The 15,838-nt window shown below is 58.2% G+C and carries 14 protein-coding genes; 4 read left to right on the top strand and 10 right to left on the bottom strand.

Annotation, left to right across the window (positions count from 1 at the left end; translation table 11 throughout):
* Positions 1–198: 198 nt before the first annotated feature.
* Complete coding sequence (gene lepA, locus DSCA_RS09080) at positions 199–1,995, bottom strand: translation elongation factor 4 (protein ID WP_155316128.1); 1,797 nt, start codon at positions 1,993–1,995, stop codon at positions 199–201.
* Positions 1,996–2,159: 164 nt separating this feature from the next.
* Here lepA and DSCA_RS09075 point away from each other — a divergent pair, with 164 nt between their 5' ends.
* The 4 genes from DSCA_RS09075 to DSCA_RS09060 all read left to right on the top strand — a co-directional run bounded on the left by DSCA_RS09075 (position 2,160) and on the right by DSCA_RS09060 (position 5,108).
* Positions 2,160–3,077: a GGDEF domain-containing response regulator gene (locus tag DSCA_RS09075; RefSeq protein ID WP_155316127.1), complete on the top strand. Its 918-nt coding sequence runs from the start codon at positions 2,160–2,162 to the stop codon at positions 3,075–3,077.
* A 107-nt stretch (positions 3,078–3,184) separates the two neighbouring features.
* Complete coding sequence (locus DSCA_RS09070) at positions 3,185–3,598, top strand: GNAT family N-acetyltransferase (RefSeq protein WP_155316126.1); 414 nt, start codon at positions 3,185–3,187, stop codon at positions 3,596–3,598.
* Entirely contained in the window at positions 3,595–4,512 is a 918-nt protein-coding gene (locus DSCA_RS09065) for a DUF2156 domain-containing protein (RefSeq protein WP_155316125.1), read from the top strand. Before DSCA_RS09070 ends, DSCA_RS09065 begins: the two co-directional genes overlap by 4 nt.
* A gap of 77 nt (positions 4,513–4,589) precedes the next feature.
* A complete protein-coding gene (locus DSCA_RS09060; protein ID WP_155316124.1) occupies positions 4,590–5,108 on the top strand; it encodes a type 1 glutamine amidotransferase domain-containing protein in 519 nt (172 codons plus the stop codon).
* A gap of 312 nt (positions 5,109–5,420) precedes the next feature.
* Here DSCA_RS09060 and DSCA_RS09055 read toward each other — a convergent pair whose 3' ends face one another.
* From DSCA_RS09055 to DSCA_RS09020, 9 genes are all read right to left on the bottom strand, one after another.
* Entirely contained in the window at positions 5,421–7,154 is a 1,734-nt protein-coding gene (locus tag DSCA_RS09055; protein WP_155316123.1) for an FAD-dependent oxidoreductase, read from the bottom strand.
* Positions 7,151–7,792: a ferric reductase-like transmembrane domain-containing protein gene (locus DSCA_RS09050; protein ID WP_155316122.1), complete on the bottom strand. Its 642-nt coding sequence runs from the start codon at positions 7,790–7,792 to the stop codon at positions 7,151–7,153. Before DSCA_RS09050 ends, DSCA_RS09055 begins: the two co-directional genes overlap by 4 nt.
* Positions 7,793–7,794: 2 nt before the next feature.
* Complete coding sequence (locus tag DSCA_RS09045) at positions 7,795–8,010, bottom strand: 4Fe-4S dicluster domain-containing protein (protein WP_155316121.1); 216 nt, start codon at positions 8,008–8,010, stop codon at positions 7,795–7,797.
* Positions 8,011–8,376: 366 nt separating this feature from the next.
* A complete protein-coding gene (locus DSCA_RS09040) occupies positions 8,377–9,273 on the bottom strand; it encodes a tetratricopeptide repeat protein (protein ID WP_155316120.1) in 897 nt (298 codons plus the stop codon).
* Positions 9,270–9,620, bottom strand: a complete 351-nt coding sequence (locus DSCA_RS09035) for a hypothetical protein (protein WP_155316119.1) — start codon at positions 9,618–9,620, stop codon at positions 9,270–9,272. Before DSCA_RS09035 ends, DSCA_RS09040 begins: the two co-directional genes overlap by 4 nt.
* A gap of 61 nt (positions 9,621–9,681) precedes the next feature.
* Positions 9,682–11,865: a type II secretion system secretin GspD gene (gspD, locus tag DSCA_RS09030; protein ID WP_155316118.1), complete on the bottom strand. Its 2,184-nt coding sequence runs from the start codon at positions 11,863–11,865 to the stop codon at positions 9,682–9,684.
* Positions 11,828–12,118, bottom strand: coding sequence for a DUF6515 family protein (locus tag DSCA_RS33165; protein WP_407924249.1), 291 nt, complete (start codon positions 12,116–12,118; stop codon positions 11,828–11,830). Before DSCA_RS33165 ends, gspD begins: the two co-directional genes overlap by 38 nt.
* A 546-nt stretch (positions 12,119–12,664) precedes the next feature.
* Positions 12,665–15,100 carry a right-handed parallel beta-helix repeat-containing protein gene (locus DSCA_RS09025; RefSeq protein WP_155316117.1) on the bottom strand — a complete coding sequence of 812 codons (2,436 nt, stop codon included), beginning with the start codon at positions 15,098–15,100 and terminating at the stop codon, positions 12,665–12,667.
* A 37-nt stretch (positions 15,101–15,137) separates the two neighbouring features.
* Positions 15,138–15,827: a response regulator transcription factor gene (locus DSCA_RS09020; protein ID WP_167527681.1), complete on the bottom strand. Its 690-nt coding sequence runs from the start codon at positions 15,825–15,827 to the stop codon at positions 15,138–15,140.
* Positions 15,828–15,838: the final 11 nt, after the last annotated feature.

Below are 15,838 nucleotides of genomic sequence, written 5' to 3'. Positions count from 1 at the left end.
TTTACAAGGCGTTGACCGGATTTTGTAAAGACACCACCGAATCCGTGAAATCTTATCATACACCATTTCAGACGGTTTCGTAAAAGGTTCGGGGTCAAGGCCTGCGCATCCCGAGGAATGAGGTGTCCTTTTCGTATTCCGCAATGGCGAGGGATGATGCGTAACGCCGATATCGGCCGGCTCAGGGAACCGTCGATATTAGTCCGTGTCGGTCTTGAGCACAGCCAGAAAGGCGGACTGGGGCAGCATCACCTGACCCACCATTTTCATGCGCTTCTTGCCTTTTTTCTGTTTTTCCAAAAGCTTGCGTTTGCGAGAAATGTCCCCGCCGTAACACTTGGCGGTCACATCCTTGCGAAATGCCGAAACGGTGGAACGGGAGATGATATTGCCGCCGATGGCGCCCTGGATGGCGATCTTAAACATCTGGCGGGGGATTTCATCTTTGAGCTTGCTGCAGGCGACCCGGGCCCGCGCAACGGCATTGTCCCGATGGATCAGCATGGACAGGGCATCCACACGTTCTCCGTTGATCAGAAAATCCAGCTTCACCAGGTCGGTCCGGCGATATTCGATCAACTCATAGTCGAAGGACCCGTAGCCCTGGGTAATGGATTTGAGCCGGTCGTAGAAATCGTAGATCACTTCCCCCAGGGGCAGTTCGAAGATCATCTCCAGGCGGTTGTTGGTCAGGTACTGGTAGTTCTTGTTGATGCCCCGGCGCTCCAGGCACAGCTTCATCACGGCGCCCATGTATCGGTCCGGGACGATGATGGCCGCCTTGATGAACGGCTCCATGGCATACTCGATATTGGTGGGGTCGGGGTAAAGCGCCGGGTTGTCGATGATCAGTTCGTCGCCGTCGTTCATGATCAGGCGGTAGCGCACCGACGGGGCCGTGAGGATCAGGGATAGGTCGTATTCCCGTTCCAGGCGTTCCTGGACCACCTCCAGGTGCAGCAGGCCCAGAAAGCCGCAACGGAAGCCGAAGCCCAGGGCGGCGCTGCTGTCTTTTTCGTAGATCAGAGACGCGTCGTTGAGCTTGAGCTTTTCCATGGCCACCACCAGGTCTTCGTAGCCGTCGGACGCCACCGGGTAGATGGATGAGAAGACCACCGGCTTGGCCTCCTTGAAGCCGGGCAGCGGTTTGCTGCAGGGCCGGCGGTGATCGGTGACCGTGTCGCCGCAGCGGGTGTCGCTCACCGTTTTGATGCCGGCGATCATGTACCCCACCTCACCGGCGCACAGCTCTTTTTTCGGTACCCGGACGATCTGGAATACGCCCACCTCCTCAACCTTGTAGGTGGCGTTGTTTGACATGAAGCGGATGCGGTCCCCGGCGCGGATGGTGCCCTGCTTGATGCGGAAATGAACGATGGTGCCCCGGAACGGGTCGTAGTGGGAATCGAAGATCAGGGCTTCCAACGGGGCGGCGGCATCGCCGACCGGCGGCGGCAGCATCCGGACGGTGGCCTCCATGACGTCGTCAATGCCCAGGCCCTCTTTGGCCGATACCAGAATGGCCGTCTCCGGGTCCAAACCCAAGTCCTCTTCGATCTGGTCCTTGACCCGGTCGATGTCCGCCGACGGCAGGTCGATCTTGTTGATCACCGGAATGATTTCCAGGTTGTGCTCCAGGGCCAGATAGAGGTTGGCCAGGGTCTGGGCCTCAACGCCCTGGCTGGCGTCGACCAGCAGCAGGGCACCTTCGCACGAGGCCAGAGCCCGGGACACCTCGTAGGTGAAGTCCACGTGGCCCGGCGTGTCGATCAGGTTTAAATCGTAGGTCTTGCCATCCTTGGATTTATATGGCAGACACACGGTTTGGCTTTTGATGGTGATGCCGCGTTCCCGCTCGATATCCATGGTGTCCAGGATCTGGTCCTTGAAATCCCGGTCCGAGATGATCTTGCTCGACTGGATCAACCGGTCGGACAGGGTGGACTTGCCGTGATCGATGTGAGCGATGATGCTGAAGTTGCGTATGTTTTTCATATTATTACAGGTTCTGCGAAAACCGGCAGCGCCTCTCGGTTGACACCGGTTTTCAACATGGTTATAATCGTCTCATTTCTTAAAAATTTTTATTAATATCAGATCGTTTTCGGACATGTCAACCCGTATCCGATGGCGGTCTTTCATTCGTGAAAACGGATTCCATGGTGCCACATATACTAATTGTTGACGATGATCTCTCCATTCGCGATGCCATGCAGGAGTTCATCGAGACGTCCGGGTACGAAGCCTCGGTGGCCTCCAGTGCCGAGGAGGCCCTGGATGTGCTCTCCGGCAACACCCTGGAAGTGGTCATCACCGACATCATGCTTCCCGGCATGAATGGGCTGGAGTTGACCGACCGGATCAAGAGCAGTCATGAGATCGATGTTATCGTCATGACCGGCTACAGCACGGAATACTCATACGAAGAGGCCATCAACAAGGGGGCCAGTGATTTCGTTTTCAAGCCGGTGCGTTTCGAAGAACTGCTGCTGCGTCTCAAGCGGGTGCTGAACGAACGGCGCCTCAACCAGGAGCGGATTCACATGCTGGAGAAGTTGAAAAAACTCTCCATCACCGATGGCCTCACCCAGTTGTACAATTCCAGGCATTTCTACAACCAGCTCAAGGGAGAAATCGAGCGCTTCAATCGATACGGCCATCAACTCAGCCTCCTGTTGCTGGATATCGACAACTTCAAGGATTTCAACGATACTTACGGCCACCTGGAAGGCGATAAAATCCTGGTCTGCCTCGGACGGATCATCAAATCCTGCCTCCGGAAGATGGATACCGCCTACCGTTACGGTGGCGAAGAGTTCACCATCATCCTGCCGGGAACCCATGGAGAAGAAGCCTGGACCGTTGCCGAACGCCTTCGTGCCGCCGTAGCGGTCGAAGATTTTACCGACGGTAAAATTCCCGATCTGGAAATTACCATCAGCATCGGTGTGACGCAATATCGCCGGGAGGAAGAGATCTCCAGTTTTGTCCAGCGGGCCGATCAGGCCATGTACCAGTCCAAGCAGGCCGGACGCAACAAGGTCTCTTTCATCCTCGACGGCGACGACGACGGATGACTCCGTTTCTCTGCGCCCCAAAAATGAAACAGGCAGACGCCTTCATGTCATCGTTGCCGCCTTTTCGCTGTTCTGCCATAACCCTCATCGGACGCACCTGACTTTAGATGATCGACTTTACATTTCTTGAAACACCGACCCAGGCTGAAATCGCCCGACTGACCGACCTTTACCGCCAGGCCGGCTGGTGGACAGACGACGGGGACAACCCGTCTCTCGTCGCCGGCATCGTCGCCGGCAGCCACTGTTTCCTGGTGGCCTGCCAGGCAGAAACGATTGTTGCCATGGGGCGTGCCATCAGCGACCGGATCAGCGACGCCTACATCCAGGACGTCACCGTGGACCCGGCGTTTCGGGGGCGCGGCATCGGGTCCCGTATGGTGGCGACCCTGACGGCCCGGCTGGAAGCCGACGGTATCGGCTGGATCGGACTAATCGCAGAAAGGAAAACGCATCCGTTTTATCGGCCCCTGGGGTTTTCCCCCATGGCCGATTCCGTGCCCATGCTCAAGACATCATGATAAATCTAAAGCCGTTGACATTCCGTGACCATTACCGTTACCGTCCTTTTTTCGAAAACCAGCGTTACTCCCTGTGCGCCTACGCCCTGTCATCGATCATTGCCTGGACCAACAAGGAATACCAGCCCTTCGGTGCCGAATTCGACGATGCCTTCATCGTTGCCGCCGAATTCGAGGCGGAGACGGCCAACCGGCATCTGCTGCTGCCGATTTCACCGCAAAGGGAGTTTTCGCCTGAGGAACTTGCGACGGTGGCCAGGGCGGCCGGCCACACCCAATACTGGTTTGTTCCCGGTGATTATCTCGATCGTTTCGGCGCGGATGCCGTCGGTCGACATTTTCAGGTGAAGGCCCATGCCGCCTACGACGACTATGTTTATCGGGTCGATGACCTCGCCGGCCTCAAGGGAAACCGCTATTCCAAAAAACGCAACCTGATCAACCAGTTCAAGCGCGATTACGTGGACCCGGGAAAGGTGGCCATCGACCCCATCAATCCGGACAACGCCGAGGAATGCCTGTTTTTTCTCGAGGAGTGGTGCCGGGAGCGGGACTGCGATGCCGATGACCAGTTTGACCTGTCCTGTGAGAAGCAGGCGGCCATCAACACCCTGAATCACATCACCGTCTTCGACCTGAAGGGCATCCTGCTGCGCATCGACGGCCAGGTCAGCGCTTTCGGCATCTCCGCACCCTTGACCCGGGAGATGGCGACCTTACAATACGAAAAGGCGTTCGGCAGCATCAAGGGGCTGTACCAGTACTTCGACAACGCCTGCGCCCGTATGCTCTTTGACGGTTATACCTACCTCAACAAGGAGAGCGACATGGGTATTCCCGGACTGGCCAAGGCCAAGAAATCCTATCACCCGGTCAAGATGGTACGGTCGGTCAGGTTAATTTTGAATTCTTAGTGATGAAAGTTGAATTGCGGTGAACGGTCCTTTTCGTACAGGAGGGCTTTAATAGCATAAGGCAAGGAGGCACCGCTATGGAACTCGAGGGCAAAAAAATCCTTATCCTGGTGGAGACGTTCTACAACGAATTCGAATTCTGGTACCCGTATTACCGGCTCAAGGAGGCCGGCGCCGCCGTGACCGTGGTGGGGTCGGGCAGCGCCGATACCTACACCAGCAAGGCCGGGCTTCCGGTAACCGTCGACACCACGGCGGACCGGGTGTCGGCAGCCGATTATGACGGGGTGGTCATTCCCGGCGGGTACGCCCCGGATCACATGCGCCGCTACCCGGCCATGGTCGGCCTGGTGAAGGAACTTGCCGGGGCCGGCAAACTGGTGGCCGCCATCTGCCATGCCGGCTGGATGCTGGTGTCGGCGGACATCATCCGGGGACGGACCGTCACCTCCTATTTCTCCATCAAGGACGATCTGGTCAACGCCGGAGCAAACTGGGTGGACAAGGAGGCGGTGGTGGACGGCGGTCTGGTCACCAGCCGCACGCCCGCCGATTTGCCGGCGTTTATGCGGGCTGTTATCGGTGTATTGGCATAAATGGCATCCTGCGGCCCGGGCCGGCGTTTTCACGATTCCGCCATCCTCTACGCAGCGCTGCAACGCCTGCGGTTGCGAAAACGCCTGACCCCCACGCCGCCATTTACGGACAGACCCTGTTCTCGTATTGCCTGCAGCAATCAACAGGACGTTGAAAAACCATTGCGCTTGTCCATACGGCGTTAAAAGTCGTCTCAAAATGATCATTTATCACTCATAAACTGCGCTATTTCGCCGAATTTCGCATTGTCTGCCCTGCGCTCATGAGGTTTTTCAACACCCTGTAAAGGGGATATCTCCAGCCACCCCGATTCACGACGGCCAGCTTCCGAAGGCCTGCTTTTCGAGCTGCATGCTGCCATCGCTGCCCTTGTGGATGTTGATCCAGGCATTCCAGTTTTTGGTGTCCGGTTCGGGGTAATCCAGCCGGAAGTGGCTGCAGCGGCTCTCCTTGCGCATTATCGACGCCCGCAGCTTCATCTCGGCATTGACGATCATGTTGGCGGTTTCATGGGCCAAACGCAGTTCATGCAGGTCCGCTGCCCGCAGCATGGGCATATGGTGATCCCGCAATTCCTCGACATAGGCCAGGGCCGCCTTCAACAGCGGCTCTTTTTTGATGTAGAGAACGAAGTTGGGAATCATGACGCCCTGAAGGGTCCGGGTGACCCAGGCGGGGCTGTAGCCGCGCTCCCTTTTCAGGGGCGCCAGGATTTCCTCCCGTACGGTCAACCGTTTGCCGTCCGGTATGGTCGGCATGGCCTGGCCCTTGGCATAGGCGGCGGCGGCCTCGGCGGCGATGCCGCCCTGCACGGCCGATCCGGCCAGGGACGATCCGATCTGGGTATAGATGGCGCCTGCCATGTAGGAGCCCAGGGCGTCGCCGGCCGCATACAGCCCGGGGATCGTGGAGGCGCCGTCTGCGTTGACCGGGACCAGACCCTCGGACTTGTGGATGGACATGCCGGCGGAAGAGCCGCCGACCGTGCTGCCGCCCATTCCGGCAGGCGCGCCTCCCTCTCCGGGGCCGCCGCCGGGAGGCCCTCCGGGGCCGCCGCGGTCCTCAAATCCTTCCGGTCGATACGGGCCGCCGCTGACCTGCACTTCGCGGTTTGGTCCGGGAGGCCCCCCGGCAATGGGGTTGCCGGCCATATAGGCCTGGTAGTTGATCTCCACGCCCAGGTCATGGCGGATGCCAATTCCAGTCCGGCCGGGTTTCCTGTCGAACATGCCATGCCATCCGTCATAGCAGGCTGCCGCGTTGGTCGCCTGGCCCGGATGTCCGTCATTCCATTCCTTGCCGGTGACCTTGGCGCCGATTCGATAGGCCATGACGGTGCCGTCGTGGGTCAGGTCGCAGATGGGAAACCCGTTGGGTTTGAATCCCCCGGCGCCGGAGCACAGCACGACGCTCCTGGCCCTGAAGATGTGAACCGTGGCCTCATCGACGCTGAAACCGGCGGCACCGGCGATTTTACCATTCTCTTCGATCAAATGGGTGATCATGATTCTCTCCATGACCGGAATGCCGCGCTCTCGAATGGGCCGGCTGAAGGCATCGAAATAGAGGGGGGAATCGAAAAATCCCCACGCCTCCAGATCCCTGACCCTGTCCAGAGAGTGCTCGGCCATCTGCCGGGTGAATACCGGATTATTCGTGCCCATGGCAGAACGGGAGACCCTGTCGAGAAAGGCATCGAGGCTCAACTTCTCTTTGGCAGGATCGTAGGCGAAGATTCCTTTGGCAAAAGGGGTCTGCCCCGATGAACCCAGGCGTCCCTTGGACACCATCAGGACCCGGGCCCCGGCATCGTGGCCTTTGACCGCTGCAAAAAGTCCCGCGATGCCGCTGCCCACGACCAGTACATCGGCTTCGCTTTCGGCCGTCTTCATCTTCTCCGCGTCGATTTCAGGAATATTGACGCTGCATTCGCCCCGGCCGGCGGACAGCCCCATGGCGGCCATGGCCGCCAATCCGGCCGCACCGCCCGCCAGTGCCATGAATTTCCGTCGGGACACACCCGTTGATTGGTTGTTTGTTGTCATCGATCAATCCTCGGTCCTTTAGATTTACTTGAAATGGTATGCCCCACAAACAGCCCGACACCAACTGTTGCCAGCAGGATGATCAGGCCAGACATGGACAGGTTCGAATGCCGTCCGAGATCGACGGCATGCCAGGCAGCCGCAGTGATGAACACCACCGCCAGGATGCCGTGGCACCTGCGCCAGGTTCTGTAGGTCATCGGCAGCCGGTGGCGCGTGAATGCCGTTATGCCGAGCACCAGCAACAGGCACCATGCCAGGATGCCGAGCACAACCCCCGGCTTGAAGGTGGCGAGGATGGTGACCAACGCGTCCCCCGAAGCGACGCCGGATTCGAAAAACCGCGGCACCACCGGGAACAGCGGGTGCAGAAGCATGATCGCAGCGCATGTGTATCCGGCAGCTTTGTGAACGGTTATCGTGCGGTGCATCTTCAATCCGCTGACGGCGACCGCGTTGGCCCGCGACCAGAAAAAAAGGCCGATCATCGGGAAGAAACCCAGAATCGTCACGACGGAAAGCGATTCTTTCAGGAACGACCGTTCCGGAAAATCACCCAGGCCATACAACAGCAGGGGCAGGCCTGCAAATACCAATACCGATGTTCTTACAAAAGCGGATTTCCGATATGCGTCCATTTTTACCCCCATGAAACCACGACCGGAATTGACTTTTCCGGCGAAATGGTGATGGCATCCACGGGACAATACATCCGGCACAGGTGACAGATCTGGCAGTCGGCCGGATACATGATGACGGCTTTTCCCGTCTTCGGATCCTGGCGGATCACATCCGTGGGACAGGTCTTGACGCAGGTCCCGCAGCCGATACAGCCGTCTATGGATTGGATGGTCATCTATTTCTCCTTTACTCACCGTTGTTGTTGCCCGCCTGTTCAGGTTGCATCGCACCGCGACCAGGCTTCGTGAGCCCTGAATAAACCACCAATGTAAAAAAAGTTTGTTGTTCGAGGGCAGAATTGTAAGGGAATTGTAAAGCGAAGGGATCGGGATGTTACAGGAGGAAAGGCGGCCGGTTGCGAACGTTAAGATTGAAGTGGCCGGTCAATCTTATCAACCTTAGCCATATCGGTATCGGGATCGATTGACTCGGGTATTCCGAAACATTTCGATTCCGATACCGGTTTCGATGTGCGCCTGAAAATATCAGCCCTCTTGATACAATCGCCTTGAGTGCCGGGTGGTAACCCTGCAGCCAACGGTCAAAGGGGGTTTGCGGGGGCCTTTAACCTGGACGCCAGGTAGGCAGCCATGTCCTTGTACTCTTTTTTTTCCGGCGCCAGACGCATCGCTTTCTCGATATCGGACAGGGCCAGTTCCAGGCTGCCCAGTTGCTTCCATGTCCTGGCCCGATTGAAGTAGGCTTGCGCATAGGCGGGATCGATCTCTATCGCCCGGTTCAAATCAGCCAGCGCTCGCTTGGGAATGCCTTTCAGGGCCCAGATCAGCCCGCGGCCATTGTAGGCGACTGCGTTTGCGGGGTTGAGCCGTATGGATGTGGTATAATCGCTCAACGCGCGGCTGTAATCGCTTGTGCAGGTCCAGACGATCGCCCTGTTGTTGTAGGATCTGTCGTAGCCGGGATTCAGGCCGATGGCTTTGTCGAAATCGGCGATCGCCAGATCGTATTCGCCGGTTTTGGCCCGCAAGACACCGCGTCCGTTGTAGGCCTTTTCGTTGAGGGGATTTATTTCAAGCGCCTTTGCAAAATCCGAATCTGCCTGCTCATATTCTCCTGTTTTCACCAGGACAATGGCTCGCTCCGTAAAGGCGTGCGCATTTTCCGGCTGCAATGCCAGCGCGTCGTCCAGATCTGCCAGGGCCCGCTCGAAATTGCCGACGCGGCTCCATACGAGGGCCCTGTGATAGTAGCAGGATCCGTTGGCCGGGTCGATTTCCAGAATCTTTGAAAAATCGGATATGGCTTTCTGATACTCGCCTTCGATGACATGGGCAATCCCGCGGTTCAACCACTCCTCGGAAAGAGCCTGGTTCCCGGCGGGAGCGGGCCGGATTGCAGCAAGGTTGCGGCTGCATCCGGCAAGCAGGAGAAAAACGGTCGCTGATGCGACCAGCAAACAGGCAGTCGAATTTTTCATGATGGGCCATCCTTTGCATTTTGGCGCCGATATACGTCGCTCGGTTCCGAGCAGGAAGAATCCGCCTCGATGGGGCACGGATTTTTTTCATCGGCAGTTTCTGCCATTTTATTTTTAACACAGCTGTCATCTTTCAGGACGCGGATCGTTGGTGTTCCACACGCGAAGGCTTCCACCTTGGCCATCTCCTCCTGGTAGCACTTCGGACACAAACCGTGTGAGAATTCCACCCCCGTACAATCTTTGGCATAGCCTTCAAGCTGAGCCAGTGCCTGCTTTGCATTGATAAGTCGATGGCAGACACAGCAAATTTGAATTACACCTTTTTTTTCGTAAATCGTGTCCATCGACGGTCAATCCTTCCTGTTTCCATGTATGGTCGGCGCCTGGCGGCAGCCCCGCCATTTATCATGGCTTTCCGGCAGACTCGCTGGCCTCGGTTTCCCGGCCGCCCCGATAGCGTTGTATCTGCATCTCCCGCAAGCCATCGATCCCGGTCTTCTTGGCCGCGGACACGGCCGAGGCTTCCCCCGGGTTCTGGATCACCCTGGGGGTGATGAAGACGAACAGGTTGGTCTTCTCATTTCCCCTGGACCGCGTTTTGAACAGCCAGCCCAGCCCGGGGATGTCCCCCAGGCAGGGGACCTTGTACTCGGTCTGGGAGAAGGTGTCGTCAATGAGCCCGCCGATGACCACCGTGCGGCTGTCCTTGACCATCACCGTTGTCTCCACGGTGCGTTTGTAGGTGGTGGGCCTGTCGCTGGTCGACGCATCGGCCAGCGAGGACACCTCCAGGGAAAGGTTCAGCCGGATCATGCGGTCCCGGTTGATCTGGGGGGTGATCTTCAGGGTCTTGCCCACATCCCGGTACTCATAGGAGTTGTAGGTATCGTTGTCCGTTGTGGATGTGGTGGTCTGGTAGGGAACGTTCTTGCCCACCGTAATGCTGGCCTCCTGGTTGTCGGTGGTGAGCAGCTGCGGCGTGGATAGGATGTTGACCGCCTCGTCCGATTTGTATGCCTGCACAATGGCGCCGATACCGGGGAAGGAGACGCCTTCGATTTCAACGGATTCGCCGAACAGCCCCAGGGAGAAGCCCGAGGCCAGGGCCGCGGAAACGACGCCGTCGTCGTCAACGGACAGCAGACTGTCATCCGTGGTGAATCCCCCGGCGGCAATGGCATCCGAAGAAACATCGTCGCCGACGATCCATTCGGTGCCCAGATCGAAGCTTTCGTCCGCATTGACCTCCATGATCAGTGCCTCGATGTAGACCATGGCGCGGGGGATGTCGATCTTGCGGATCACCTCCGCCAGGGTGGCGTAATCGTCCCGGTCGGCGGTGATGATGAGGCTGTTGGTGGCGGTATCCGCCGCGACCGTCACCTGGTCGGATACCACCGGCGCCTGTTTGGCGCCGCCGTCCGGGGCCTTCTCCGCTTTGGGGAGATCCTTGAGGACGGCCGCGATTTCTTCCGCCGCGGCATACTCCAGGTAGTAGACGTGGATTTTCTCTTCGCCCCTGGGTGTTTTTTTGTCCAGGGCCTGGACCAGGCTGCGGACCCGGTGGGTATCCTCTTCGCTGGCCATCAGGATGATGCAGTTGGTGCGTTCGTCGGCCACGAAAGCGGCGGTTCCGCTCGATGCGGCGGCTGTTTTCCCGGATGTTGCGCCGGCGGTCGGGAACACCGTTTCCAGCAAAGACACCAGCTTGGCGGCCTCGGCATGGCGGACCGGCAGCAGGGTGATCTCACGCCCCACGCCGGGGATGTCGATGGTTTTCAGAATTTTTATCAGACGGGCGATGTTGGCGCCATTTTCGGTGATGATCAGGGTGCTGGTGGGCGCGTACGAGAGGATCGCACCGCTTTTGGATACCATGGGCGCACACAGTTTCCTGACCTCGTCCGGGTCGGCGAAGCGCAGGTGGACGAGTTGGGTGACCACCCGGTCACCGTCAACATCGCCTCGGGCACGGGTGCGGGTCTCGATGTTTTTGGTGCGCGCGTCCGGGGACGGAATGATCTTGGTCAGGCTGCCGGCCTGCACGGTGGCGAAACCGTGGACCTCGAGGACCGATTCGAACACCTTGCAGGCCTCATCGACCGAAATTCTGGACGGGGAGATGATGGTCACCTGGCCCTTGACCCGCTGGTCGACAACAAAGTTCCTGCCGGTCAGTTCGCTGATGAATTTGATGAACACCGCGATATCCACCTTGTTGAAATCGATGGAGACAAACCGCTGTGAACCCATTTCCGCCGTGTCGTCGCCGGTCGGCCGGCCTTTATTCTGATCCTGGGCATGGGCACCGGCTGCAAAAAAATAAAACGTCAGCAAGGCAATCAGCGATACGACCCTTCGCTTCCAGGTCGCTTCCATTGTGTTTTGAACCGCCATCTCTTTTTTTCCAGTTCTGCCGGCAACCGGCCTGCGGATGCCCGGTCGCCTGTCTGACCGTGTTTTCGAACAGTATTTGGGTGACGCCATCGATCGCGCGGTCTTGTGCATGAGGTTGTCGCCCAAAACCGAAACCAGTTCATCCAGTTCAATGTCAAGGGCGGGCTGGGAGGACCGGATTACTTCCGCCACCTGCAATTTCAGCTGTCGCCACCGGCCGCGTCACGACGGCATAGCCCTCCGGGACCTGCCGGTAATAGACGCCTGAACTGCTGTAGTAGGGGATTCCTTCGACCGTTACCAGGACGGCTGAGCTTGGCAGTACCGGAACGACAGCGCCCACCGGGGCAGGGGCGACAACATATCCCCCGGGGCCCGGTCTGAAAAATATGCCGTCGAGAAATAAGAAAATCAGGGAGCCGAGATGGATAATATGATGCCCCATGGGAAATGCACCCGGACCGGCCGGACGAGCGAATGCGGTTCGCAAAACAAATGGCGTTGCGACGGGAAACGATAGGGAAAGTGCGACCATCACCGCCATGAACTTTTTTTTGAATGCATGTGCCATATTTCCTCTCCCTGTTTTTACTTCTGAAAAGGTCCGGACCCGGAGGCATTCCTGCCCGGTTCATGTTGAGGATAGCCAACCGATGTAAACGTTTTTTGTTGTCCGGGAAAGAATTTGTAAGGGTTTGGTAAAGTTCATCGGAATTCAGGCCATGCCGGTTCGTGGGCATCCATAAATGGCCAGTTTGACCGATATCGGCGTTGTGCTCAACGTAGGATTCCCGGCATATCAACCCTATGCCTGCGGTAAAATTTCTCGAGCGCCTTGATTTCGGCCAAAAATTGCCTGTTTCTGGACGAACACCAGGTACAACCGCCCAACGTAACGGGGAGCCGTCGGCATTGCTGGGGGATAACAATACCGGCGGCGCCCCATCCGGATCAGACGATTTTTATCGGACTGTCCGAAACCCGTTCCGGGCTACATCGCCATCGGCGGCGGCAATGCGCCCATCGTACTGTCATCATCGATGTCGTTTTCTCCGGAAGTTGCGGTGTTGTCCGTTATTGTCGACGAATCGTCCATGTTTACGTAACTGCCCATGTAATCCAGGGCGATGCCACCGCCTCCGGTGGCGGCAAAATTCTCGGTAATCGTCGAATTGTCCAGGAACACGGTGCCTTCGTAGATGGCAAAAGCCCCGCCGCGCTGACCGGACAGGTTGTTGACCAGATCACAGGCCGTAAATCGCGCCTCGATTGCCGAAAGCTGAGAGGCGTTGTTATCCACGTAGACCCCGCCGCCGTTTCCGGTGCTGGCGTTGCCGGATATCGTGCAGGCATCGAAACCCGGCCAGGCGCCGTAGTCGATGTAGACGGCACCGCCGCGGTCCGAAGCGATGTTGTCGGACAGGAAGGTATCGACAATTTTGGGGCCGTTTTCCTGGGAATCGGGACCGGTGCGAAACAGGAGCGCCCCTCCATTTTCGGCGGTATTTCCCGCAATCAGGCAGTTGGTGATGGTGGGCGCTGCATCGGCGTAGCAGGCAATCGCCCCGCCTTCGACGGCCGTGTTGTCCTGAAAGGTGCAGTTGGCGATATCGGGCGAGGCTGCGTCGTAGCAGAGCAGGCCGGCGCCGCGGCTGTGGAAAAAATCACCGTCTGCGTTGCCGCCCTGGACGACGAACCCGTCCAGAACCGCACCGGATGCCCCGAACAGCACGTGATAGGAATTGTCGGAAGCGTCTCCTACGGTTCCGATATCTCCTGAAAGCGTGGTGGTGTAGGTGTTGTAATCACGGGCATTCACGTTGGATTCGGTTCCTGCAAACCCCCCGTAGACGGCGACCCCTTCTTTCATGACAAAGGCCTGCGAGCGGTCGGTGCCCGTCGTGGGTTTATACGTTCCCGCCGCCACCCATATCTGGGAACCCAGGATCGCATTTTCGAGGGCGACGCTCAGGCTGGTGTAGGCGTCCGGCCATGAGGTGCCATCATTATGACCGATTGCATTGTCGTCCACATAGATGATGGCGGGCGTGCCGGGGACACTGGCGGTGTCATAGGCGTAGGCGGTGTAGGTCCGGTTGGGGTCGTTTTCAAACCGTTCGGTCCAGTATGCCGTATTCACTTTCCGGTCCGGTCGCCAGCCGGCCCGTTTCGATCTGGATGCGTACGTCATGGGATTCAGGTAGTCGTTGACGGTGAGACTGCCCTCTTCGGTTTCCACTATGGATTCGCCGTCATGGGTCGCCCTGCAGTCATGCCAGTTGCTGATGGATGAAGACGAGGATTCGCTGTCGTTGCCAATGACGATCGATTTGTACAGGTGGACTTCATTGCCGATAAATGCCTCACCGTCCCTGGCGTCTCCCATGTAGGTCCCCTGGTAGAGCGCCGCACCGATGTCGTAGGCGATGTTGCCGACGAATGTGGCATACACCATGCGGTGGGGCGAGACGCCGTCGGCGACCAGCGCGGCGCCGCGTTCGGCTTCGTTCTGACGGAACAGGACATTGATAAGGGCGACGGGACTGCCCATGTCCGCATAGAGCGCGCCGCCTTTCGCGTCGCACCGGTTGCCGGCAAAGATGCAGTTGACGAAGGTCGAAGCCGTGTAAAAATCATTGTTGACGGCACCGCCGCGGCCGGTGGCATGGTTGTCTTCAAAGATGCAGGTCTCGAATGAAGGAGGTTCCCCGACGACCGTTGCCGCCATATCGGACGGATCCCAGGATCGGGTCACCATGTTGTACACGGCGCCGCCTTTGGAGGCAAAATTGCTGGTGAACCGGCAGTTTCTGGTGACGGTTCCGGCATGGAGGTTCAACAGTCCGGCACCGGACGAATTTTTTATGTTGGTGACGATCCGCAGAATTTCCATGGCGGACGCCGCGTCCGGTACGGCCACCAGGCACCCGCTGTCGTCGGTTTCCCCTTCGGCCATAACGGCGTATCCGTCCCGGATCGTAAATCCATCCAGAATCGCGTCATCCGATCCGGTCACGACGTGATAGACATTGTCGCCCATTTCGTCCGGGTCGCCGATCTCTCCGGTCAGGACCGTGGGGTTCCTTTTCCAGTTGCGTTGCTCACGGCGGGTTTCACGGCCGCTGAAACCGCCGTACAGGCCGATGCCGGACACCAGGGTGAAACTCGCATGGCGATCTGCATCCCGGGTGGGGGCGTAGGTCCCCCTGGCCACCCAGATTTCTTCCTTGCCGGTCAAATCGCTTTGCAGCGCTTCGGCCAGCGACGCATAGGCGCTGCCCCATGAGCCGCCATCCGGAGATGCCGTCCGGCTGGCCAGGTTCACATACACAACGGACGGATTGCCCGGGGTTCGAAACGGCTGCCCCGCAAATGCGGTGCCCATAGCAATGGTCAGGACGACCAACAGCGTCACTGTGTTTCTCATGGCGTTCAATCAGACCTCCTCGATCGGATTCGCAGGTTTACTTTTCAGCGTCGACAAATTGGTAGCCGATGCCGCGAACGGTTTTCAGGTAGCTGGAAGAAGAAGGCAGGTCGCCGATTTTCTGCCGGATGCGGGAGACATATACGTCGATGCTGCGGTCGTATTCATTATAGGCGGCATTGCGGAGGTCCCGGTAGATTTCATCGCGGGAGACGACGCAGCCGGGTTTGCAGGCCAGGTACCAGATCACCTGGAATTCATGGGACGTAAGGTTGACCGCCTGTCCCGATACATACACGTCCCGATGATTGGCATCCACGGTCAATCGGCCGAAAGTCAGTACCCGGGGCGATGTCGATGGTGCAAACCGGCGCAGCAGCGCCCTGATCCGGGCCGCCACCAGCGGGGTGCCCGTTGTTTTGGAGAACGTGGCATCCGCGCCCAGGTCCAGTGCGAGGATATGAAAACGCTCGTCTTCATCATCCGCCACCAGCCCGAGAAGGCCCGAATATCGGGAACGGATTTCCTGGCAGATGGACAATCCATCGACACCCGATCCGGGGCACTCGAGAACAATCATGTGAGGCGGGGCGGCCTCCGAAGGCAGGCACCGCTCGTCCCATTGCCCTGCATGGCGGAACAGGACATGCTCCCGCTCGAGAAGCCGCTTCAGTGTCGAATGGAGGTGAGCAGACCCTGTTATTAAAAGCACGCTTGTCTGGTCCATGAATATCGATT

The sequence above is a fragment of the Desulfosarcina alkanivorans genome (assembly GCF_009688945.1).
Taxonomy (GTDB): Bacteria; Desulfobacterota; Desulfobacteria; order Desulfobacterales; family Desulfosarcinaceae; genus Desulfosarcina; species Desulfosarcina alkanivorans.
Note: the sequence above shows the minus strand (reverse complement) of the source record. Positions and strands in the feature narration are given on the sequence as shown.

Coding starts and splice junctions, on each gene's coding strand:
- DSCA_RS09025 (WP_155316117.1), bottom strand. CDS start 15,100: ATGAGAAACACAGTGACGCTGTTGGTCGTCCTGACCATTGCTATGGGC.
- DSCA_RS09055 (WP_155316123.1), bottom strand. CDS start 7,154: ATGACAACAAACAACCAATCAACGGGTGTGTCCCGACGGAAATTCATG.
- lepA (WP_155316128.1), bottom strand. CDS start 1,995: ATGAAAAACATACGCAACTTCAGCATCATCGCTCACATCGATCACGGC.
- DSCA_RS09060 (WP_155316124.1), top strand. CDS start 4,590: ATGGAACTCGAGGGCAAAAAAATCCTTATCCTGGTGGAGACGTTCTAC.
- DSCA_RS09070 (WP_155316126.1), top strand. CDS start 3,185: ATGATCGACTTTACATTTCTTGAAACACCGACCCAGGCTGAAATCGCC.
- DSCA_RS09035 (WP_155316119.1), bottom strand. CDS start 9,620: ATGGACACGATTTACGAAAAAAAAGGTGTAATTCAAATTTGCTGTGTC.
- DSCA_RS09075 (WP_155316127.1), top strand. CDS start 2,160: ATGGTGCCACATATACTAATTGTTGACGATGATCTCTCCATTCGCGAT.
- DSCA_RS09020 (WP_167527681.1), bottom strand. CDS start 15,827: ATGGACCAGACAAGCGTGCTTTTAATAACAGGGTCTGCTCACCTCCAT.
- DSCA_RS09050 (WP_155316122.1), bottom strand. CDS start 7,792: ATGGACGCATATCGGAAATCCGCTTTTGTAAGAACATCGGTATTGGTA.
- DSCA_RS33165 (WP_407924249.1), bottom strand. CDS start 12,118: ATGGGGCATCATATTATCCATCTCGGCTCCCTGATTTTCTTATTTCTC.
- DSCA_RS09040 (WP_155316120.1), bottom strand. CDS start 9,273: ATGAAAAATTCGACTGCCTGTTTGCTGGTCGCATCAGCGACCGTTTTT.
- DSCA_RS09045 (WP_155316121.1), bottom strand. CDS start 8,010: ATGACCATCCAATCCATAGACGGCTGTATCGGCTGCGGGACCTGCGTC.
- DSCA_RS09065 (WP_155316125.1), top strand. CDS start 3,595: ATGATAAATCTAAAGCCGTTGACATTCCGTGACCATTACCGTTACCGT.